Source organism: Paenibacillus piscarius, assembly GCF_022234545.1.
In the GTDB taxonomy this organism is placed as follows: domain Bacteria; phylum Bacillota; class Bacilli; order Paenibacillales; family Paenibacillaceae; genus Paenibacillus_AQ; species Paenibacillus_AQ piscarius.
The window spans coordinates 25414-47923 of the sequence record NZ_JAIEUI010000006.1 but is presented as its reverse complement, the minus strand read 5'-3'; the positions used below and the strand labels follow the sequence as shown (position 1 = coordinate 47923).

22 protein-coding genes are annotated in these 22510 nt (G+C 47.9%); 15 read left to right on the top strand and 7 right to left on the bottom strand.

Annotated features, from left to right (window positions below; all coding sequences use genetic code 11):
* Positions 1–44 precede the first annotated feature (44 nt).
* The 10 genes from K1558_RS12290 (at position 45) to K1558_RS12245 (ending at position 11833) form a co-directional block, all read left to right on the top strand.
* A complete protein-coding gene (locus K1558_RS12290; protein WP_238651875.1) occupies positions 45–1016 on the top strand; it encodes a proline dehydrogenase family protein in 972 nt (323 codons plus the stop codon).
* A 128-nt stretch (positions 1017–1144) separates the two neighbouring features.
* Positions 1145–1612 carry a DinB family protein gene (locus tag K1558_RS12285; RefSeq protein ID WP_238651874.1) on the top strand — a complete coding sequence of 156 codons (468 nt, stop codon included), beginning with the start codon at positions 1145–1147 and terminating at the stop codon, positions 1610–1612.
* A 319-nt stretch (positions 1613–1931) separates the two neighbouring features.
* Positions 1932–2882, top strand: coding sequence for an aldo/keto reductase (locus K1558_RS12280; RefSeq protein WP_238651873.1), 951 nt, complete (start codon positions 1932–1934; stop codon positions 2880–2882).
* Positions 2883–2897: 15 nt separating this feature from the next.
* A complete protein-coding gene (locus K1558_RS12275; protein WP_238651872.1) occupies positions 2898–3284 on the top strand; it encodes a MerR family transcriptional regulator in 387 nt (128 codons plus the stop codon).
* 244 nt (positions 3285–3528) lie between these two features.
* Complete coding sequence (locus tag K1558_RS12270; RefSeq protein ID WP_238651871.1) at positions 3529–4494, top strand: ABC transporter permease; 966 nt, start codon at positions 3529–3531, stop codon at positions 4492–4494.
* Positions 4495–4507: 13 nt separating this feature from the next.
* On the top strand, positions 4508–5389 hold the full coding sequence (locus tag K1558_RS12265; protein ID WP_238651870.1) for a carbohydrate ABC transporter permease: 882 nt from the start codon (positions 4508–4510) through the stop codon (positions 5387–5389).
* A gap of 36 nt (positions 5390–5425) precedes the next feature.
* Complete coding sequence (locus K1558_RS12260; RefSeq protein WP_238651869.1) at positions 5426–6919, top strand: extracellular solute-binding protein; 1494 nt, start codon at positions 5426–5428, stop codon at positions 6917–6919.
* A 60-nt stretch (positions 6920–6979) separates the two neighbouring features.
* On the top strand, positions 6980–8833 hold the full coding sequence (locus K1558_RS12255; RefSeq protein WP_238651868.1) for a sensor histidine kinase: 1854 nt from the start codon (positions 6980–6982) through the stop codon (positions 8831–8833).
* Entirely contained in the window at positions 8814–10442 is a 1629-nt protein-coding gene (locus K1558_RS12250; RefSeq protein WP_238651867.1) for a response regulator, read from the top strand. Before K1558_RS12255 ends, K1558_RS12250 begins: the two co-directional genes overlap by 20 nt.
* Positions 10443–10483: 41 nt before the next feature.
* Positions 10484–11833, top strand: coding sequence for an FAD-dependent oxidoreductase (locus tag K1558_RS12245; protein WP_238651866.1), 1350 nt, complete (start codon positions 10484–10486; stop codon positions 11831–11833).
* An 84-nt stretch (positions 11834–11917) separates the two neighbouring features.
* On the opposite strand, the gene K1558_RS12240 is transcribed toward K1558_RS12245, so the two are convergent.
* Positions 11918–12661, bottom strand: a complete 744-nt coding sequence (locus K1558_RS12240; RefSeq protein ID WP_238651865.1) for a suppressor of fused domain protein — start codon at positions 12659–12661, stop codon at positions 11918–11920.
* Between the two features lie 135 nt (positions 12662–12796).
* Complete coding sequence (locus K1558_RS12235; protein ID WP_238651864.1) at positions 12797–13774, bottom strand: NAD(P)H-dependent flavin oxidoreductase; 978 nt, start codon at positions 13772–13774, stop codon at positions 12797–12799.
* Between the two features lie 140 nt (positions 13775–13914).
* Between K1558_RS12235 and K1558_RS12230 the strand changes: the two genes are divergently transcribed.
* Together K1558_RS12230 and K1558_RS12225 are read left to right on the top strand one after the other, a co-directional pair.
* Positions 13915–14478 carry a TetR/AcrR family transcriptional regulator C-terminal domain-containing protein gene (locus tag K1558_RS12230; protein WP_238651863.1) on the top strand — a complete coding sequence of 188 codons (564 nt, stop codon included), beginning with the start codon at positions 13915–13917 and terminating at the stop codon, positions 14476–14478.
* Positions 14475–15008, top strand: coding sequence for a 3'-5' exonuclease (locus K1558_RS12225; RefSeq protein WP_238651862.1), 534 nt, complete (start codon positions 14475–14477; stop codon positions 15006–15008). The genes K1558_RS12230 and K1558_RS12225 overlap by 4 nt, the downstream gene beginning before the upstream one ends.
* A 120-nt stretch (positions 15009–15128) precedes the next feature.
* Here K1558_RS12225 and K1558_RS12220 read toward each other — a convergent pair whose 3' ends face one another.
* Positions 15129–15770, bottom strand: coding sequence for a peroxiredoxin-like family protein (locus K1558_RS12220; protein ID WP_238651861.1), 642 nt, complete (start codon positions 15768–15770; stop codon positions 15129–15131).
* Between the two features lie 105 nt (positions 15771–15875).
* Positions 15876–16460 carry a TetR/AcrR family transcriptional regulator gene (locus tag K1558_RS12215; protein ID WP_238651860.1) on the bottom strand — a complete coding sequence of 195 codons (585 nt, stop codon included), beginning with the start codon at positions 16458–16460 and terminating at the stop codon, positions 15876–15878.
* Positions 16461–16920: 460 nt separating this feature from the next.
* Between K1558_RS12215 and K1558_RS12210 the strand changes: the two genes are divergently transcribed.
* From K1558_RS12210 to rsiV, 3 genes are all read left to right on the top strand, one after another.
* Entirely contained in the window at positions 16921–17445 is a 525-nt protein-coding gene (locus tag K1558_RS12210) for a GNAT family N-acetyltransferase (protein WP_238652058.1), read from the top strand.
* A gap of 261 nt (positions 17446–17706) precedes the next feature.
* Entirely contained in the window at positions 17707–18201 is a 495-nt protein-coding gene (locus tag K1558_RS12205) for an RNA polymerase sigma factor (RefSeq protein ID WP_238651859.1), read from the top strand.
* Between the two features lie 17 nt (positions 18202–18218).
* On the top strand, positions 18219–19103 hold the full coding sequence (gene rsiV / locus K1558_RS12200; RefSeq protein WP_238651858.1) for an anti-sigma-V factor RsiV: 885 nt from the start codon (positions 18219–18221) through the stop codon (positions 19101–19103).
* A gap of 227 nt (positions 19104–19330) precedes the next feature.
* Here the strand turns inward: rsiV and K1558_RS12195 are convergent, their stop codons facing one another.
* Genes K1558_RS12195 through K1558_RS12185 form a run of 3 tightly spaced genes read right to left on the bottom strand, consistent with a single transcriptional unit; the run spans position 19331 to position 22260 of the window.
* Complete coding sequence (locus K1558_RS12195; RefSeq protein WP_238651857.1) at positions 19331–20641, bottom strand: sensor histidine kinase; 1311 nt, start codon at positions 20639–20641, stop codon at positions 19331–19333.
* Entirely contained in the window at positions 20616–21314 is a 699-nt protein-coding gene (locus tag K1558_RS12190) for a response regulator transcription factor (protein ID WP_238651856.1), read from the bottom strand. Before K1558_RS12190 ends, K1558_RS12195 begins: the two co-directional genes overlap by 26 nt.
* On the bottom strand, positions 21301–22260 hold the full coding sequence (locus K1558_RS12185; RefSeq protein WP_238651855.1) for a phosphatidylinositol-specific phospholipase C/glycerophosphodiester phosphodiesterase family protein: 960 nt from the start codon (positions 22258–22260) through the stop codon (positions 21301–21303). Before K1558_RS12185 ends, K1558_RS12190 begins: the two co-directional genes overlap by 14 nt.
* Between the last annotated feature and the right edge of the window lie 250 nt (positions 22261–22510).

Here is a 22510-nt window from a genome sequence, read left to right as displayed (position 1 = left end):
TGTGCAAGTACACTTGAAATACTTCTAGAAGGGGGAAATGTCAAATGCATAATAACAAAGATTGGGAACAGCAAGCGGCAGAGGCATTAAAGTCAGTCGCCAGACGAATGGATATTAAGGCGTATGTGGAGCAAACACCACTGCTATACGGGCTACTGAAAAAGGCTGCTTTGCAGTATGTAACAGGCGAATCCCGTATAGACGGGCTCGAAGCAGGGCAGAGGCTTACTGCCAAAGGCTATGCCATTTCACTAGAGTACATCGGCGAGAATACGGTAAATGCGGAGGAGTGTGAGGCGGCCGCTCTGGAGATAACAGCGCTAATCGATGATCTCGGGGAACAGGGGGCATCCGCCTGTATATCCTTCGATTTGTCGCATATCGGCCTGATGCTGGATATGGAGCTTGCTTATACGAACTTAACCAAATTAGCGGCACGGGCACCGGGAACGGAACTGGAACTGTTCATCAGCATGGAAGAGTCGGCTAAGACAGAGCAGATCCTCGAGGTATACAAGCGGGCCGCCTCCAAGTATCCGAATATCGGCATTACGCTGCAGGCACATTTACATCGGACACCGGATGATTTGGCCGAGCTATCCGCTTCGCCAGGCCGGATACGAATCGTGAAGGGCGCCTACCAAGAGTCGGGAGAGGTCGCAATACCCCGATCTGAATCACTAAATGAGCGATATTTACAGCTAGTGGGACAGGCTCTCGCAGACGGACACCGGGTTTCAATTGCTACGCATGATGAGAGCATCATCGAGGCAGCGATACAGCGGGGTCTATTGACGGAGCATGGCGCGAAGCTGGAGATGCTGTACGGCATCCGGCCGGAGCTTGGCAGCAGGCTGAAATCAGCCGGTTATCCGGTGCAGATCTATTTGACCTATGGCCATGAGTGGTACTTGTACTTATGCCACCGGATCGCCGAATATCCGCCAAATCTGTACCGGGCCGTTGCAAATATAACCGATTCGCAGCGCGTTGATCCTGTGGAGGCATATGATTGAACTAACTACTGAGAAGGGCTTCGCAAGGTAACTCCTTGACGTAACGAAATATAATAGTTATTATAGATATCTAAAGTCTTCATTCGGAAGGTTCGTTGTGTAAGTAGAATCAAAAGGAGAGCGAGCAGATGGATGTATTCAAAGGTCAGTATGAAATGATCCAGCGCACAAGGGAATCATTATTTCGTTATTGCGAGTCCATGTCCCCCGCAGATTATGTGAAAGAAATAGAAAGCTTTGGCGGAGCTTCTATTCGCAGTCTGCATGCTCATGTAGCCGATTGTTACCGGATATGGTTAGGGATTCGCGCCCTTGGCAAATCACTTCCCACAATAAATCCTGAATCCGTTGACAATGTAGAGAAAATGCGTCAGGTTTTTAAGAACACGGATGAACTGGTGTATGAATTTCTAAATGACTTTAAAAACAAATGGGATCCCACCAAACCAGCATCCTGGCATTGTGACAGTGCAGAGTTAACCGAATTATGGTTATTTACGCACACCATCACCCACGAATTTCATCATAGAGGTCAAATTGTAAAAATGGGCAGGCAGCTCGGGTATATTCCGCCGAAAATGAATCTCGCTAAATGAACAAGCAGAGCCGCTAATTTAGCGGGTCTCTTATTATTAGGTCAGCCAGAGATTTCTGGTTGGCCTCTTTTTATAACTGTTTTACGATAGGGGTAACCGGGAGAATGAGGCTGGCTTATCGTACTCATTAAAACACCTTCAAGAGATGCTCTCATGTCGGAAGATATGGAGACTATTTTGAGGGTGTTTTTGCATTTTTAAAAATAGAGAAGATATTGGATTAGCAGTATTGACTTAGAGTGCGCTTAAACTCTTATACTGGTCACGTAGGATGCAAAAAAGTGGAAGTTCATTCAGTTTGTTAAAGGGAGGATTTAGTGTGAAGCATTATACGTTGGGAAATACAGGATTGGTGGTAAGCGCTTATTCTTTGGGGTGTCTGAATTTTGGATCGCGAACCGACAAACAAACCTCTTTCCAGCTGCTTGATCATTTTGTTGAAGCAGGCGGGAATTTTCTGGATACAGCCAACAACTATGCGATATGGAACGAAGGCTGTGTTGGCGGAGAAAGCGAGTCTTTGCTTGGCGAATGGATGAAAGAAAGAAAAAACAGAGATCAGATCATTTTGGCCACCAAAGTGGGAGCGAAACCGGTAGTGCCAAAAAGCGAAAGAATGGAAGGCTTAGGCCGCCAAGCGATTGAGAAGGCAATTGACGAAAGCTTGCTGAATCTTGGAACAGATTATGTAGATTTATACTATGCTCATATTGACGATAACGAAACTGAGCTTGAGGAAACCTTGGAGACCTTGGATTCCTTGGTCAAATCAGGTAAAGTAAGGGCTATAGGCTGCAGTAATTACCGGTTTTCCAGGCTCCTGGAGGCCAAGGCGATTAGTCAGTCAAAAGGATGGGAGTCCTATTGCTGCATCCAGCAGCGGCATACGTATTTGCAGCCTAGAGCGGATGCGGATTTCGGAGTGCAGGTCAGTGCGGATGAGGATTTACTTGCTTACTGCAGTCAAAATGATGATTTTACGCTCTTGGCATATTCCCCCCTCCTGGGAGGTATGTACAACAGGAAGGAAGCGGTCCTGCCCGAGGCATACCGGAGAGAGGATCAGATGACCCGGTTGCATACGCTAAGGAAGGTTGCCGGAGAGCTGGGAGCGACACCGAATCAGCTTATACTGGCTTGGATGCTGCACAAGCATCCGAGAGCTCTTCCCGTTGTTGCTGCAAGCGGTCTAGCGCAATTGGAGGAAAATCTGGGGGCACTTAAGCTGCAAATTAGCCCGGAACAGCTTGATCAATTGAACGGATGTTGAAAGGAGCGTAAGGTTATGACCGGTAAAGAACTGACCATTCAGCAGGCAGCTGAGATGACGGGGTTAAGCGTACATACTCTTCGTTATTACGAAAGGATCGGCCTGATGGATCCCATCCCCCGTGCCGAGAATGGTCATCGGATCTATCGGGAGCATGATTTTGAATGGATCGTATTACTCGCAAAGCTTAAGACTACAGGAATGCCGATCGCACTTATGCAGCAGTTCGCTGATATGATGCGGCTTGGCAATGAGGGCATTCCCCAGCGCAGACAGCTTCTGGAGGAGCATGAGCGGAAATTAATCGAGCAGGCTCAGACGATTCATCAGACTTTGGATATTCTGCGGGGTAAAATTGATTACTACCGTTCTTGGGAAGAGGAAACCAGGCGGGAGGCCTGAAAGAATAATAGAAAGACTTAGAATACTGGATGGACTAGAAGCTGGCTAATTAGCCAGCTTTTTTCTGTATGTATAGTAGCACAGATGGTGAGTTTGGGTTTGGAATATTGTTATTTCCGGCCAATTGGTCAAGAAATTCACCTAAAAGGTCATGCAAATGCCCTTAAAGCAAATGCCAAACGGCAGGTACAATGAGGATGTCACACGGATAAGAGATTATGACTAAGGGTAAAGGAGGTAGCCTATGGATTCAGATTTGGTAGCGGCGGACCGGCAGCCCGGGAAACATCCCCTTCGTACGGAAAAATGGGAGCGGTTTCAAGCCCTGAAAAAGTACTGGGACTTATACCTGATTATGCTGCCGGGACTTGCGTATTTTATCATTTTCAAATATGTGCCAATGGGAGGTATCATTGTTGCCTTTCAGGATTTCAACGCCTTTGCCGGCATCCGCGGCAGTGAATGGGTGGGACTTGCGCATTTTAAAAATATGTTTATGGACAGCGAGTTTTACACGGTATTCAAAAATACGCTGCTGATCAGCTTATACAAGCTGATCTGGGGATTTCCGGGTCCGATCATCCTGGCCCTGATGCTGAATGAAGTCCGGCACATGCTGTACAAGCGCGGGGTCCAGACGCTGGTCTATTTACCGCATTTTCTGTCCTGGGTCATCATCGGAGGTATTCTGATCAACGTGCTGTCCCCGGCAACGGGAATCGTTAATCAGTTTCTGGGGATGCTCGGTTTGGAGCCGGTCTTCTTCCTGGGCAGTCCGGAATGGTTCAGAACAGTGCTTGTGGTCAGCGATATCTGGAAAGAAGCGGGCTGGGGGGCCATTATCTATCTGGCTGCGCTGGCCTCGATCGATCCGCAGATCTACGAGGCCGCTGTCGTAGACGGTGCGGGCAAATGGAAGCAGCTGATTCACGTTACCCTGCCATCGCTCATCGGGACCATCGTGATCCTGTTCGTCCTGCGCCTCGGGAGCGTTCTGGATGTCGGCTTCGAACAGATCTTTGTGCTCTACAATCCGCTGGTGTACAATGTGGCCGATGTTATCGAGACTTATGTCTACCGGACCGGAATTACGCAGGGCCAATTCAGCTTTACTACCGCTGTCGGATTGTTCAAATCGGTCATCAGTCTGATATTGGTCGTCCTCGCCAACCAAGCCGCCAGAAAGCTTGGCCAGGACAGCTTATGGTAGAGGGGGTGAATCTATGAGACTTACCAGGGGGGAACGCCTGGCATCGAGGATTAATCACCTGATCCTGGGTTTCATTGCTCTGCTTGCGCTCCTGCCATTCCTGCATATCGTGGCCCAGTCTTTCAGCAGTCATCAGGCGATAACCTCCGGCAGGGTGACGTTATGGCCTGTAGATTTCAGTTTCGAAGCGTATGTGAAGGTGCTGAGCGAGCATGCTTTTGTGAATGCCTTCAAGGTCAGTATGCTGCGCACGGTCATCGGCACACTCTTGAATGTGGTGATCACTTGTATGCTGGCCTATCCGCTGTCCAAGGCTTATATTACAGGACGATCAGCGATCATGTTCCTGATTGTGTTCACGATGCTGTTCAACGGGGGCATGATTCCAACCTTTCTGGTCGTAAAAGCGACCGGGCTGCTGAATTCCTTCTGGGTCTATATCATTCCTGGAGCGGTTAGCGCGTTCAATGTTATTATTATGAGAAATTTCTTTCAAGGCGTGCCGCCCGAATTGGAGGAATCCGCCAAGATTGACGGCTCCTCCAATATCGGAACGCTCGTCCGGATCGTCGTTCCGTTATCTATGCCGGTCATTGCAACCATTACCTTGTTCCATGCGGTCGGACATTGGAATGCCTTCTTTGACACCGTCCTGTATGTGACGGACCGGAACCTCTTCCCGCTGCAGGTGTATCTGCGTGAGCTGATCATGTTCAATCAATCGAACATCAGCAATAACAACGGGTACTCCGCCAATATCGACAGCACCCTGCTGGCCCTCGAGTCGTTGAAGGCTGCGGCGCTGATTGCCAGCACAGTTCCGATCCTGATCGTGTATCCGTTTCTGCAGAAGCATTTTGTCAAAGGGATTATGCTTGGATCCGTGAAAGGCTAGAACTGCATGTAACATGAAAAGAGAGGGGATTGTCATATGAAAGTCTCAATCTTTGTACAAAGATCCGTATCCATTCTGGCGGTGACCTCCATGCTGCTGGTGTCCGCGTGTTCATCCGGCTCGAAGGGGGAAGGAGCCGAAGGGAAGGAAGAACGCCAGGCCATTGATATCGTATTAAGCAATGCCGGACGGAAGTTCCCGCAGGGCATGGACGAGAACAATAATCCTTATATTGATTACATCCGCAAGAACACGGGCCTGGACATCAAGCTGATCACGCCTCCTGCCGACGGTTACGGGGATGCCCTGAACGTGATTATGGCCTCCGATGATCTGCCGGATATGCTCCTGTCCTATGACGCCAATTGGTTCGAAAGCTATGTCCGGCAGAAAGCCCTTACCCCTCTGAATGATTTAATCGACGAATACGGTCCCAATCTGAAGAAAAGTATCCCGGAGGAAGCCTGGAAGGTCGTCACCGTGGACGGAAAAATCTATGCGATTCCCAGCCTGAACCCGATCCCGGGCAATGAAATCATGTTTGCACGCAAGGATTGGCTGGACCGTCTGGGCCTCAAGCCGCCGACAACGCTGGAAGAATACAAAGAGGTAATTCGCGCTTTTGCGCAGGATGATCCGGACGGAAACGGCAAAGATGATACGTTTGGCCTGATCCTGCAGGAAAACCTCGGCAGAGTAGCTCCGTTTATTGGAGCATGGGGAATCCAGCGGGGCCAATGGACTGAAGGGGACGGGCAATTGGTGAATTCCAGCACACTGCCGGAAATGAAGGAAGCACTACGCTATCTTGCCGAGCTCTATAAGGAGAAGCTGATTGATCCCGAGTGGGCTCTAAATAAGATGGCTAATGTTGACGAGAAAGTCGCCAGCGGCAAAGTGGGCCTGTTCTCCGGGAACTGGTATGATACCCGCGGCCCGATCCTGACCAACCAGAAAAATGATCCCAATGCAGAGTGGATTACCCTCGAATACCCTACCGGACCTGACGGGAAGCAGGGAACCTGGGGCAACAGCTATGTTGCCGGGTTTAATGTGATTCCGGTTACGAGCAAGCATCCGGAGGCTGTCATTAAGATGATGGATTTCATGATCGGAGACGGATACCGCACACTCATGCTCGGATTTGAGGGCGAGGTATGGAATATGGAGGACGGGAAGGTGGTTACGAATTTTGATGAGCACAACAAGCATATTTACCGGCTAACGCTCGGCGAAGCGATTGTACCGTTCAATTCTAAAGTATCCAGAGAGCGTCTGGACTCGCTCGGTATGGAGTTTAAGCTGAATGAGATTGTCGACAAGATTAACGAGGTTGCCATCCGTAATCAATATCTGGGCGTACCGACGCCAGGAATGGGTAAATACGGGCCTAAGCTGTCCAAGATGGAGGTCGAAGCATTCACGAAAATCATCATAGGCCAGCAGCCAGTAGACAGCTTTGATCAATTTGTTGAAGACTGGAAGAAAAACGGCGGCGAGGAAATGACGAAGGAAGTCAACGGGCAATGAACAGGACGGATAACAGGGTCTAAGCTATAATGAAGACATGCAGAATCGTGGGGGAATCGTATGAAGTGGCTGACGCAATTCCGCAACGTCTTGAAGCAGTCGATTCAGTTTAGGCTTACCTGTTATTTTCTTCTCATCCTGCTGCCGCTGGTGGCGTTCAGTATGTTTGCCAATGTAAAGTCTCAGCGGATTTTGGAGCAGGAGCTTGGCGAACGCACGCTCAGTGCCATGAACTCTGCATTGGAGTTTGTTGACCTGACCTTAAAGAGCATCCATAATCTGTCCACCTTGATCGCAACGGATACCAATTTATCCGCCCTGCTGTCCCATCAGGAGAAGACCCTGACCTCCGGGGCAATTATGGACTTCACGCGTGTCATGAAAGAGATTACAAATATAACCATGGTCAATGAATATTTAAGCGACACCATGATTTATCATCGTCCTTCCAACTCGTTGATCTCAACAAAGCTCGGGCTGCTGCATCGTGAATCCCAAGGCCCTGAACCCTGGTACGGTGAGGCTCTGAAGGCAAATGGCGCAAGCATATACTACTTGTCAGAACGCCATGAAGAAAATTTGTCCGGAATCCCGGATCCTATCTATAACCGGAATCAGCTTATTATGATGAGACTTATGGATTTCTATCGCGGCGAAAAAGGCGAAAATGTCCTCATGCTGTCCATTTCGAAGAATCAGTTGCTCCGCTCGTTGTCCCATTTGCTGGCGAACAGCAGCTCCAAGGTCTATCTGTTTGATGCCCGAGAGCGGTTGATCGTATCGAATGCTCCTGCAGAAACGTTGTCTTTCGAATGGAGGGACGTCCAGCCAGGGAGTGTGTTTGTCCGGGAAACCCCGGAAACGGATGAGAAGCAATTGATTCTGCGGGTGAATTCTCCGCGAAGCGGATGGTCGCTGCTGCTGATCCAGCCCGAGCATGAGATTTATGATAAGTCGAGGCCGCTGCAAATTTTCTCCTACTGCATTATTGCACTCAGCGTCGTCCTTGCCGTCTGGATTGCCTGGTTTATCTACAGCGGAATTGCTTCCCCGATATCAAGACTGGTGTCCGGCATGCGGCAGCTGCGTAAAGGCAATCTGAATATCAGGCTGGAGAACGGGCGGCAGGACGAGTTAGGGTATTTAACGGATGCTTTCAATGAAACGGCGGGCCAGCAGCGTCATCTGATCAAGGACATCTATGAGCAACAGCTCAGAATGACCAAGACGGAGCTCAAATTTCTGCAGGCTCAGATTAATCCCCACTTCTTGTACAACACGCTGGATTCGATTTATTGGACAGCCAAAAATTATGAAGCGGAAGAGATCAGTACGATGGTGCTCAACTTGTCGAACTTCTTCCGGCTGAGTTTGAGCAAAGGGCAGGAGTCGTTTACGGTAGAGGAAACGTTCAAGCACCTTCATTACTATATTCGGATTCAGCAAATCCGTTTTGCCGAGCGGTTTACGGTGGAGTACTGCGCTTCTGAGGATAGCCGGCATTTGCATATTCTGAAGCTGCTGCTTCAGCCGCTGGTTGAGAATGCCATATTGCATGGATTGGAGAAGCGAAAAAAAGGCGGAGTCTTAAGCATTCGCACCGAAGTGGCTAATGACCGGCTGATCATCCAGGTAACCGATAACGGAAGAGGGATTCCAGAGTCGAGGCTTATGCGGATTCAACAGGCCCTGGCAAGAATCAGATTCGGGGATTACACGACACCTCCCGAGAAGAACTCCGAGTTTTTTGCGCTGCTCAATGTCCAGGCTCGAATCGCCATTTACTATGGGGAGACGGCGGAATTGAAGATCGTCAGCGGGGAAGGGGACGGAACGACGGCGATCATCGATTTACCGGCTGACCGCTGCCGGGAGGAGAGAGGGGAACCGGAACATGAATCTCATGATTGTTGAAGATGAAATCAGGATTTTGAATAGTCTGGCCAATAATATACCGTGGAATGAGCATGGCATCGAAGTGGTCGCGCTTGCCGAGAACGGCTTAGAAGCGCTGGCCATGATCGGGCGCAGGAAGCCGGATATCATGCTGCTCGATATCGAGATGCCGGAGATGGACGGGTTGACCTTGGCGAAAACGGTGCTGCAGCAGGAGCCGCACATGAAAATCGTGATTTTAAGCGGTCATGACGATTTCCCGTATGCGCAGGCTGCTGTGGGGCTTGGCGTCATGAAGTACTTGCTGAAGCCGGCCGGAGACGATGAGATTTTGAATGCTATTCTTGCGGCTGCGGAAGAGATCCGAGAGGAACTGATGGAAAAGCACAGCATGATTGAGCTGCAGCGGAAATGGCGTGACCGTCTGCCTCAGCTCCAGGATGATTTTTATAGAAACTGGATACAGGGCCGGTATGCAGACTGGGAGCTCAAGAAGCATATGGAGGAGCTGAATCTGGAGCTTGACCTCTACACCTGGTTTGCTGTAGCCGTATGTGAAATCGATCCGATTCACGAGCAAGGAGAACGATTTACGTCTTCGGATCAGCCGTTGCTGCAGTTTTCGCTGGAATGCATAGCGGCTGAATGTTTGCAGCATGAAGACTGCCGGGTCTTTAATGATGCGGACGGAGCAACCGTACTGCTCTTTTTGGGACAACCGGAAGAATCGGCTCCAGATATCATCCAGCGGATCAATGTTCACGTTCCCCGTCTCTTCAACATTGTGAAAGAGTGCCTGAAGCTTACCGCCAGCGCCGGACTCGGGACCCCAGGCTCATGGGAGCATGTTTCGCTGTCCTACCGGCAGGCACGCCGTGCGCTGCAGGAGCGGGCCATTTACGGAAATGAGGTGTTCGTTCCTTACCTGGACGTAACCAGCAAGGAGCAGCCGTTTCATTATGACACCGAGTTCGAAAAACAGCTGGAGATTGCGGTTCATACGGATCACGCGGCAGCGGTTGCTGAGCTGATGGACTGCTATTTCAAGAATGTATACTCCCAAGCGGTCTCGACTCAAAAGATATATGAGCATTTGCTGTATTTGAGCAGCTTATTTACACGTATGATTCAATCGCGGGGCTGGTCGATGCAGGAGGTGCTGCAAGAGGATTATTTGAGGTTTCTGTCCTTTGAATCCCTGCTCTCCAAAGAGCAAATCGTGGAATGGTCTAAAAGAGTGGCCAGCCGCATTACCCAATACCGGGAACGCGAGCGAAACCATTCCAGCCATCGGCTTGTTAAACAAGTGATCGAGGCCGTGGAGGAAATGCTGGGGAAGGAAGAACTGACCTTGCACACGCTGGCCGAAAGATTATATGTCAATCCCTCTTACCTTAGCCGGCTCTTTAAGCGGGAGGAAGGGAAGTCCATTTCGGAATATCTCCTGAAGCGGAGTATGGAGCATGCCAAAGAGCTCCTATACAGCGGCGTTAAGGTGTATGACGCAGCAGAAGCGGCCGGATATCGTGATGTCAGCTATTTTGCCAGAGTGTTTCGTAAATATTGGGGCGTAGCCCCGAGTGAATTAAAAAAACAAGAGCGTTCGGTCTCACCGCGTGTGCTGTAAGCTAAAGCTGCAGTGGAAGAAATCAGGTGGAGGTGGTCAGAATGACCGATATGGCATTAACCCTTAAAATACCCGAGCGCGATATTCCTGTCTACGCGGAAGTGGATGTTGTCGTTGCCGGGGGAGGACCGTCAGGAGTTGCGGCAGCGCTCGCAGCGGCAAGAAACGGGGCATCCGTATTGCTGATAGAGCAAAGGGGATACCTGGGCGGCATGGCAACGGTCTCCCAGGTTCCTGCATTTTGCCCGTATACCGATCAGATCAAGCCGGTAATCCGTGGAATTGGGCTGGAAATCCTGCTTGCTATGAAGAGCAGGATGGAGGAGACGTTTCAGGAAGCATGGAAGGACCGGCTGGATTGGGTGCCGATTGATGCGGAAATTCTAAAGCGCATATTGGACGAGAAGATGATGGAGGCTGGCGTTAAAGTGCTGTATCATACGTTCGTCGGTCAAGTTCTTCAGCAGGACGGCTTCCTTGAAGCGGCGATCATTTACAACAAGACCGGAACCCAGGCGGTGAAGGGGAAGATATACATTGATGCCACGAGCGATGCGGATCTCACCTATCTTGCGGGCGGGCAGTTCGCCAAAGGCGGGGATGATGGAGAGCTGCAGCCGGGGACAATGTGCTTTGTCCTGAATAACCTGGACCGGAACAAATTTCTCTCAAGTGTGGAGACGCACAGTCATGATCTGAAGCATGCGATCAACAAGGCGAAGCACGAAGGGCGATTACGTGTCGCCAGAGATTGGGCCGGTATTTCCTGGCTGAACAATCATACGGCAGGCTTAAATTTCGGGCATGTCTTCGGGATAGATGGCACCAATACGGATGATCTGACCCGCGGAGCGATCGAAGGCCGCGCGCTTGTTGAACACATTACCGGTTGGCTGCGGGAAGCGATTCCCGGATTTGAGAACGCTTTCCTGACGTTGACGGGCGAACAGATCGGCATTCGGGAGACCCGCCGGATCATCGGCGATTATATCGTCACCGCCGACGATTTTCTGGCGTGCCGTTCGTTCCCGGACGATATTGCCCGAAATGCCTACTTTATTGATATTCATATGGCAAAGCCTACGAGCGGCATGACGATGGTACGTCTATCGCCGGGAGAGTCGCACGGCATTCCTTATCGCGCCTTGCTTCCGGCCGGTATTCAGAACGTAATCGTAGCCGGCAGAGCGATATCAACCGATAGAGCGGCCCAAGGCTCCACCCGGGTCATGCCGAATTGCTTTGCCATGGGCGAAGCCTCCGGGACGGCCGCGGCGATTCTGACCAAGACGGGCACGCGGGAAACGCGCAGTATCGACATCACCGATCTGCAGCGCAGACTTGTCCGCCAAGGCGCATGGTTAGGAGAGCAGATCAATGAGCGGTACTAACAAATAAAAAGGCTGAGCCCAAAGTCATATCCTTGACTTAGGCTCAGCCTTTTAAAGCTGTTTCTAACCCGTTCATCCGGGCAGTTATTTACATGCGTTGTGTCTATTCGGATTCAGAATGAGGAAATCCTCTGGAAGCTCGAACAGCTTGGCCATCAGCTCGTCCATACCGGACGCTAGTTTGAACTCCATTTCCTCCCGGAATAGCGGAACCAGGAAATAAACCTGAACCTGATTGCCGTCCTTCGCATGGACGGTGCTGACCTCCTCCGGCAGAGCATACAGGATCACGCCGGACAGCTCCGTGTTATCCGCATAGGGCTCGTAATCCTCCGTGTTGGGGATCGTATGGCCGTAGCCAAGCCATGTCTGATACATATGCGGGAACCGGGCCAGCATCTTCATCAGCCGGATGGGCCAGTAGTTCTCTTCCGACTCAAAATCCTCTTGCGTCAGCGGCCAGTCCGCCGGCAAGAACATCATCAGCTCCGCGCGTTCCAGATGCTTATACTCCTCACGGATCTCCTGCGGGAGGGTCAGCGGCAGATCGCTCATCCCATTGGTGTACAGCACCCGGTAAGGCTCATCAGCTGTCGCTTCCATAATATTCACATCAATATGTACGATGTCAGAAATCAGCTCATGGAACACGCCGGTTTCCCGGTTTGGAAAGACACGGTTGAAATGTTCGTTCAAATCCTCCATGTACAAAATATTGGAGGGAGGGGTAATCTGCTGCTCATCCAGAGCGTCATAACCATAAATGGTGGTACCGTCTTCCGATTTTCCCATTGTTTTGCCGCCAAACAGCTTTTTAAAAAAGTTCATGTCTTTGCGCTCCTCTGTGTGGGTATATAATTACACTTGAAAGTATAACAAAAGGCATAGTCCCGGAGCGATGGGTCTATCGATTCGAATTAGTTTGGATATCCATGCAAGATGATCCTGCATCAACCAATTAAGCTACTCCTTCATAAAGTCAGCCATCAATTCATGAATGATTGCTTTACAGCTCTTCACCTCAGTAATCAGATCGATCGCTGTATTGATTGTGATGACCCCTTCATCCAGCTTCCCATGCAGCATGCTTTTAGACACACCCCCGTTTTCACTGATCCTCTTTTCGGTATTTTCAGAGGATTCCCCATTGCGGTACATAGCCTCCAACTCACGGGCAAATTGATGCGGGGTGGAGCGTGAAAACGATGATACCATAATCAGATCTGAACCTTTGGATTGAATAATATCCTGCTTCGTCGCCTCAGCAGCAGGGCATTCTTCAGAGGCGATAAACCGTGTCCCCAAATATACCGCTTCAGCTCCAAGGGCAAAGGCCGCTCTCACTCCACGAATATCATTGATACCGCCTGTGGCCATAACCGGGATACTTACTGCATCCACAATCGCGGGAACAATCGAGAAGGTGCCTATTTTGTTCTGGGGAATGGTTCCGCCTTCATCATACCCTGTTGCAATGAGGATATCTGCACCATGCCGCTCAGCCATTTTCGCTGCTTCCGGGGAAGGCGTAAGCTCACGATGAATCCACATGCTGCCGTTATCCTTGATTGCTCTGGCCATAGCTCTATTCACAGAACCAACAGTCACAAAATATCGAACGCCTTCCGCGACAGCAGCCTCAAATGTAGCTTGGGAATAGGGATCTGATTGGCCGTCTGGAGGCAGATATAGATTTAGCGCAAACGGCTTTTCCGTCAATGCTTTAATCTTCTGAATCTCATGGCGAATCCTTTGACCCACTTCATCGGGACCGGAGGGCCGCGTCTGGTAACCCGCATGAGGCCCCATCACCCCCATGCCTCCCGCATTGGATACGGCTGCGACAAGCTTAGCATCGGTCAACCAGGACATTGCCGCCTGTACAATCGGGTATTGTATTCCAAGCATCTCTGTAACACGATTTTTTGTTTTCATCTTCATTCACCCCGCTAATTAACTTAAATCCATTAGCATTGTATAATGAACTAAGTCTCATACAATATAGACACTTGAAGGCAAGTGACAAACTTTTTGCCGTTGCCGATCCTTTTGTCATAATATGAATTGAAGGTGAATAAACGATGTCCACAAAAGATATGACGAAGACCATGTTTGCAGAAGCCTTAATTAAACTGTTAAATCATGTGCCTTTTAAGAAAATCACGGTAACCATGCTGGCCAATCACTGCCGTGTTCCACGCCAGACATTCTACTATCACTTCCATGATAAATATGAATTAGTCCATTGGATTTACTCCTCTGATTTGAACAAAGCGATGGTGGAAAACGCAAACGAATCATGGAGTAAAGTCACCTATCTTTTCTTTCAGAAGCTTAATGAGAAAAGAGTATTTTATAAAAAAGTCCTGATTGACAGTGGACAAAACTCTCTGTTGGAGCATTCACAGACCTACCCGGCCAATTTGTTTCTGGCTTCACTGTCACAAGGCGGGCAATCTCCTGTACTGAAAGATCTGCAATTTTCCTTGAACTACCATGCCTATGCCTGCTCCAATATGACCCGACATTGGCTGCTCAGTGAACCGGACGTTACTCCTGAAGAACAGAATTACCGAACACTCAGGGCCATGCCACAAGTGTTGTATAATGAACTGAATTCTTATAGAGAAAAGAAGCAGGTATGAACTATATCATTTTTGATCTGGAAGCTACTTGTTGGGAGAATGACCGCAAAAGGCAAAACGAAATTATTGAGATCGGAGCCGTAAAACTCAATGAAAAGCTGAAGACTGTGAGCGAGTTCCAAATTTTTGTCAAGCCTGCATTAAGCCCGCAGCTTTCTGATTTTTGCAAGCAGCTAACCTCCATCTCTCAGACGGATGTGGATGCTGCAGTGTATTTTCCGGAGGCAATCCGTCAATTTCAAGAGTGGATAGGCAATGAACCTCATGTCCTCTGCTCCTGGGGATTTTATGATAAAAACCAGTTGCAGAAGGATTGTGCACTGCATCAAATCGCAAGTGAATGGACGGATAACCATATCAGTCTCAAGCATCAGCACGGGAGGATGATTGGCAGAGAGCGGGGCGTAGGCATGGAGAGAGCCTTGACGTTGCTGAAACTGCCACTTGAAGGCACTCACCATAGAGGGATCGACGATGCCAAGAACATTGCTAAGATCTTCGTTAAAATTTTTGATCTATTGGAGTTTTGATAAATGAGCACGAGTGATGGCGGCTTATTCTTTTTTGTACCAATCTGAAGGAAAAGTTGCTGCCCTCTAAGTAAAGAGTGCAGCACCTTTTCAACATAACGCGTATTACGCCAATATTCCTTAAAGCTTTCTCAATTCCTGCAGAATATCATCTGTATCGAACCGCTGCATAAAATCAGGGTTGACATAGGCGGATCGAATAATACCGGATTCATCGATCATAAAGGTGGAAGGAATCGGCAGAACCCAGCGGTCCATCGCGTTGTATTCCGCCAGGTCCATTCCTGCTTGTTTCATAATGTTCTGGATATAGTCCGGAACATCATAAAGAATATTATAGAAGGCTGCCACTAGACCATTGGTGTCGCTAAGCACCTCGAAGGACAACCCCTCTTTCTCTTGCTGGGAAAGCGTGTTATCGGGGCTTTGCGGGCTGATTGCGATCAGTTGGCCCCCAAGAGCCACAATATCCGGAAGAAGCTTCTGATAGCTCTTAAGTTGAGTGTTGCAGAACGGGCACCATCCGCCTCGGTAGAACGTGAGTACTACAGGTCCTTGGGACAATTTATCATAAAGGTTAACCGTTTCACCCAAAGCATTTTTGAGCGTGAAGTCCTTGGCTCTCTGCCCCTCCTGCCGGCCGTAAGTTATGCCGGACTCCTGTTGCTCCTTGATTTGTCGGAACATCTTCGCTTGGATCTCCAAAGGGGTGTGCGCTATAAATTCCTGTTTTGCTGTGGATAAAGCTTGAGCTAGTGACATGTTTTGCTTCTCCTTTTTAGTTCAATATCCTCCGAGTTTTTCAGGAAGACATTTCAGTTGATGAGTCGAATGACTGAAGCTTGCATTTGTGGGCCATTGGATCAATCACGATAGAGGTGCGAGTCTGTCCAGCAGCGGACCTGTTACGAAGGTGAACATATTCGGATCGCTGTAGGCCCGTGTCGAAAGCATAGCTCCGTGAACTGTCGCCATGAATGCTTCGGCTTCGGCATGGGGAGTATTTCTAAGTTGAAGTTGCCCAAGCCTCGATCCGCGATCCAGTACAGATGTCAACCATGTGGACAGGTAGCTGAAATGCGCCCTAACTTCCAACGCAACCTCTTCGGGCAGGGCGGGAAGTTGACTTGCCAATAGTGCACAGACACATATTGGAGCACTTGCGTCCGCGATGCAGGCTTCCCAATAGCCAATGTAGGACCGAAGCTGTTCAAGAGCATCGGATACATTGGACTCTATGTAATTCAGCCCTGCTTTAGCTTCTTCCCGGTATCGCGCAACCAGTGTGCGAACCAGATCGACCTTGCTTGGAAAATGATGATGGATGCTCGCCTTACGAATCCCCACCACATCGGCGATATCGGCATAGCTGAAACTGTTATAGCCACCAGTGATGATCAAAGAACGGGCACAAGTCAGAATGTCATCAAATGTATTAGGTATATTTTTCATATCATTATTCTACCTACCAATAGGTAGGTTGTCAAGCATGCTAGAGAAACAGGTTAAACCAAAGCTTTGGATTCTCTCGCACGTTGTACGATCGAAAAGAGGAGTCCGCCTCTTGTGTGCGTCCTCCTCTTCTTATTTGTAGGCGCTTCGTCGAAGCGGGCCCCATCCATTATTGGGAATGTTCTAAATATAGATTATCAAGAAACGTTATTGAGACGCGTTCTGCTGCCTCCTTGGGCGATATTTCCGACACATGGCGAAGACGTCGGTACACTGGTTTTTACCGTTTAGTATAATTGATTGATGAATTTCTGCACCGCGGGGAAGACCACCGATTCCAGAAAGGTGGGCTTCTCATTGAATTGGATGGATTAAGAATAAATGTTCTGGTACAATCTAATAAGAACATCAGTTCTATTAACTGATAAAGATTCGGAAATAAAACAGTGAGGTGAATAACATTACTGAACAACGTGATACGCAAAAGGTAATAATAGAACTCTGGAATGAGGGGGATCTAGATTTACTTCGCCAATTAAATTCGCTAGAGATGACAGTACACTTTGGAGGTCCGGAAACTGAGGAAAAACTCCTGAGTCGCAATAAGCGCTATACAGAACTCGCTCAAGAAGGTAGAGGACGAATGTTTAAGATTCTCTTATCCCCTAGCCTTGAAGTGGTTGGAAGCGTGGGCTATTGGGTTCAGTCTTGGCAAGGGGAATCTATTTATGAGATAGGATGGAGTGTTTTGCCAGCATTCCAGGGCAGAGGGATAGCCACAGAAGCAACGGCTAAAACTATAGCTTCTATTAATGCTGAACAGAAATACGAATTTATCCATGCTTTTCCCAAAATTATCAATCCTGCTTCAAATGCCATTTGCCGTAAACTTGGTTTCACTCTTGTCAGTGAATGTGATTTTGAATATCCTGTGGGCAATACCATACGATGTAATGACTGGAGGCTCAGAGTCGGGGAGAGTTAAAAGAAAAACTAAAAAATAAATTCGGTCGCAAGACCTATCCGAAAATAAGCAAGTAAACAGAAATGAGCTCGGGACCCCGGTGAAGCTGGGGTCTTTTATCTGTTGCGCGGCTTGATTGGCCCGCCAAATCGCAGATCAAATCACAGTGGCTGAAATTTCTTGTGGGCAAATCAAACTTTTCGAACCACTCGCCCGTCTTGCTTCCGTAAGGCAATTGCAATTGATGGTTACCCGCGCGGGTCCAAAGGAGTGTCTGATAAAATGAGAGTCGGCCGGAAGCAGGAAAAGCTTCTTATCCAATGCATCACCGAAAACCAGGAAAGGGCGTATCGGCTGGCTTACAGCTATGTCCGCAACAAAGAGGATGCCCTCGACATTGTGCAGGATGCCATCCACAAGGCGTTCATGAACATTGAGAGCTTGAAGAACACGAGTTCACTAAAAAGCTGGTTTTTCCGGATCGTTGTGACCACATCCCTAGATTTCATCCGAAAACAGAAAAAGATCCAACTCATGGACGAAGAAACACTGGAGGTCGTGGTGCCAAGCAATGAAGATCGTTATGCCGACCTGGATCTGGCAAGATCACTGGAGGAGCTGCCGGAAAAATACCGTATTTTAATTATCCTCCGCTTTTTTGAAGACATGAAGATCGAAGAAATTGCCGAAGTGCTTGACGAGAAGCTTAGTACCGTCAAAACAAGGCTCTATCAAGGGCTGCAGAAGCTTCGGGTGAACATGAGTGAGGAAGGCTAATAGGAGGAGCGATGATAATGCATGATAAGCTGAATCGAATGAAGCAGGAGTATGAGTCCATTCCTATTCCCGATGAATTAGGTGAGATGGTGAACAGAACGATCGCCTCCAGGCGAACAAAACAAAAGGCTATGCCCTGGCTAGCCGGCGCTGCGGCTGCCTGCATCCTGCTGTTTGCCAGCGTAAACGTCAGCCCGGCCTTTGCTAAGGCGATGTCTGAAGTGCCTGTGCTCGGGCAGATTGTTAAGGTGATCACCATCCAGGAATATACCGAACAGAACGACAAGACTGATGTGCATCTGAAAACGCCAGGCATTGCCGGGACCGGCGATCCTGAACTGGAGCAGTCCTTAAATACCAAGTATTTAGAGGAAAATAAGAAGCTGTATGAGGGCTTCAAGGATGAAGTGGCCCAGTTGGAAAAAAGCGGGGGAGGACATCTCGGGCTGGAAAGCGGCTATGAAGTTGTCACCGATACGGATCGGCTGCTGACCCTCTCGCGCTATGTCGTCGAATCCGCCGGATCCGCAGCCGAATCCCGCAAATACGATACGATTGACAAAATCAACCATATCGTCATCACGCTGCCAAGCCTCTTCAGCGATGACCACTATGTTCAAGTGATCAGCGACAATATTAAAGAGCAAATGCTTCAGCAGATGAAGGACGACCCAGGCAAGGTGTACTGGGTTGAGCAGTCCGGGAACGAGCCGGATATACCGGAGGAGGAGCTGTTCCGCAGCATCACGAAGGACCAGAATTTCTATATTAACCAGGACAGCAAGCTAGTCATCAGCTTCGATGAATATGATGTAGCCCCTGGCTACATGGGTGTTGTCGAGTTTACGATTCCGACGGAGGCGATTCAGGACTTGCTTGTCAGCAACAAGTATGTCCAATAAGAGCCGTTTGCACCGCGCAATGGCTTCTCAATTACAGCAGCAAAAGGCCGCCCGCAATCATTTGCGTCAGCGGTCTTTTTTCTTTGCAAATATTCAGGCGCGAAGAGCTAATACGCCTACCAAGATTTCATTATGCTGGCGCAACGCTTCCAGCGGAACTTTCGTTGGTCTGGTAGGAAATAACAAAGTAATGGCGAGCATTGAGGCTTACGTAGTTTTATGATCTCTTAATTTAAGCGCTCCTTGGGCAAATGCAAGATAACATTGAATTGATCACCATCAATTTCGATTTTAATTTCCCCGGCGTGTAGCTCAACGATGCTTTTCACAATGGACAGCCCTAGTCCTGAACCTTCAGTCTGGCGGGATTCATCTGCTCTTTTGAAACGTTCAAACAATTCTTCCGCAGCAAAATTAATCTCATAAGCAGCAGTGTTTTGAATTTTGAATAATACCAGATCATCGGACTCGTCCAAATAAATATAGATTCTGGTTCCTGGAAGCGAATATTTCTGCGCGTTGCCTATTAAATTCTCAAATACACGCCAAATTTTATTGCCGTCCAAATGGGCATGGATCGGAAATTTTGCGATTTTCTCCCGAATCACAGGCGACGCTTGCTCCCTGCTGATGGTGGACTCGGCAATGGCCTGTGCCAACAATGTCGCGACATCGACGTACTCAATATCCAGTTCTACTGTACCGCTTACCATCTTTGAGATTTCAAACAAGTCTTCAATCAACAGCTTCATACGTAGCGCCTTCCGCTCCAGTGTTTCAATATATGCTCGGGTTGCTTCCGTAGACAGATCTTCTTTTTTCAATAAATCGACATAGTTGATAATAGAAGTAAGCGGGGTCTTCAAATCATGCGATACATTGGTAATCAGCTCCGTTTTTAACCGTTCGCTCTTCATCTGATTCTCCAGCGCGCTTTGATACCCAACCTTCATATTGTTAATATAGCCAGCAAGCTGGGATAGAACATCCTTGCCGGTTCCCTGAATCGTATTCTGAATGTTTCCTTCGGCAATTTCTTTACTCCCTTTCATGATGGCCATGAAGCGTCCAAGCTTGGAAAGTAAATACGGGACCAAGAACAGCATATATAGTAATACATAAAGTATGAACAAACCCTGATCGTATATGTTGTAGTGCAGCGTTGCCTGCCAAATACAAATTCCGGCTATCGCGGTTAGCAAAACTATCATGATGAGGCCAAACGTTAGTCTCCAGTTTTGCAAACTGGCTCTAAGGCCCGTTTTCCAGATTTGAAAATAATCTATCAGCAGATTGCCATGCCAAAAGGAACGCCTACTGAGGGGTTCCTTAAAATAAAAAAACAGTCTGCTTGCCAGTAAGCATAAAATTATAAAGGCAAGCAGTGCTTGAATGTAAATTGAAGCTAAATAGCCCAACGACCGGTATGAATACCCGTCTATGAATACGAGGCCCCATAAGATAACGGCAACAATGATGACAATAAGGTCGATTGGAACCTTCCGATCAGCTTTACTTTTTCTCAATTTTGTATCCAATTCCCCATACCACCTTTAAATATTTCGGGTCTTTGGGATTGATTTCTATTTTTTCGCGAATGTTCCTCACGTGTACAGCAACCGTGTTCTCTGAATTGAAGATCGGTTCATTCCACACGCGCTCATAAATCTCTTCGATCGAAAAAACTCTACCTTTATTCTCCATCAACAACTCCAAAATTTTGTATTCTTTCGGAGTTAATCTGACGTCCTCTCCATCTACCTCAACAGTCTTTGAGCTTTTGTTCAGTACGAGTCCTCTTACTTGAATAATCTCTTCCCCGTTGGGCTGGAAAGAACCTAAGTTCGTAAACCGCCGCAGTTGAGATCGGACTCTGGCGATTAACTCTAGAGGATTGAACGGCTTCGTAATATAATCATCAGCCCCAACGTTGAGTCCCAAAATCTTGTCGTTATCTTCTGACTTGGCCGATAGCATAATGATCGGTATATTTTTGTCTTCACGAATTTTAAATGTCGTTTTGATTCCATCGAGCTGTGGCATCATGTTATCCATGATAATAAGATGAATGGTCTCTTGCTCAAGGATTTCCAGCGCCTCCAGTCCGTTAGACGCAGTTAATACATCCACATCTTCGCTTTTTAAATAAATAACGAGTGCTTCTCGAATTTCCGGTTCATCGTCTACTACAAGAATGTTATTTATAGCCATTGTTTCTCACCTTCATTACGACATTTCTTATATTTACCAATCTGGAACTCAAGTATTCCATAAAGTCATGGCCGGGGGAAGCGCCTGCCAGCATCAACTCCTCCGGTGTTTCTTCCTGATCTGTGTAAAATCCATGCACACCGAAGCTGGATAGAATCTGCATAACCGGCTTGCTGTTGACGGTGTGAACATAACTTTTCACCCCAAACTTATTTAGTGCCGGGACTAAATTAGGGTTCAGATACACACGGTATACAGGCATGGCAACCGCTGTGAAATTTTTGTTCCTTACGAATTCTACTATACTTTCGGCAGAGGCACCAGTTTTGTAAAGTGAGTACATTTTATTTGGAAAGGGGAAGATTCCCATAATAGCGTCATACATTTCCGGGCTGAAAATTTCAGGTATGATCCTGTCGAGGAGTGCAGGATCCGTACGCTGCACCTCATTGACTAGGTGCGAAAACTGCTGTTGAATTTGCTCCTTGCTGTTTGCTTTTGTATCCACAATCAAGTCAAAATCAGGGTATTGTTGCAACAGCTTCAATATGTCTGGCAGTGTTAAAGGGTGAAATTCACCCATTATAAGCGAATTTGCAAACTGAAGCGTGGATACGTTTTGTCCGCGATGAGTTGTCAAATCCGGCTGTAGCTTGTGTGACCAATCATGTCTTGCTACAAGCTCCCCGTCCGTCGTCTGCACAAGGTCAACCTCGAACAAACGGTATCCTCTTTTATAATTGGTTATAAATGCCTCATAAGAATTGGTGTAGCTAGCACCGTTGATTCCACCAAATGCATGTGCAATAAGCTTGTTTTCCTGCCAGCCGCTGTTGCCAGCAGTAGAGTTTAGTTTATGCTCACCTGACCAAACAAGCCCCCAGTTGATCCAGATCATCCCTGCCGTAATAATTATAAGTATTCTCACCATAATCGTCTTTTTCATTCGTTCTGCTCCTTTGTAATCCTGATGTATGTCATACTACAGGACTCAAATGAAGAAGGACTGGTATAAAAACGAAGGAATTTATGAATTTTGTATACATTAAGAAACTATAAACATTCGATAACAACACTGTAGATTGACACTGAATAAATTGTGAAATTCTGCATAGGGTGAAATAACAACAAATTTATAGAAAGGGAAATTATGAAAGCGCTATTATATCCACTATGATGAAGTAAGCTGTTGAAGA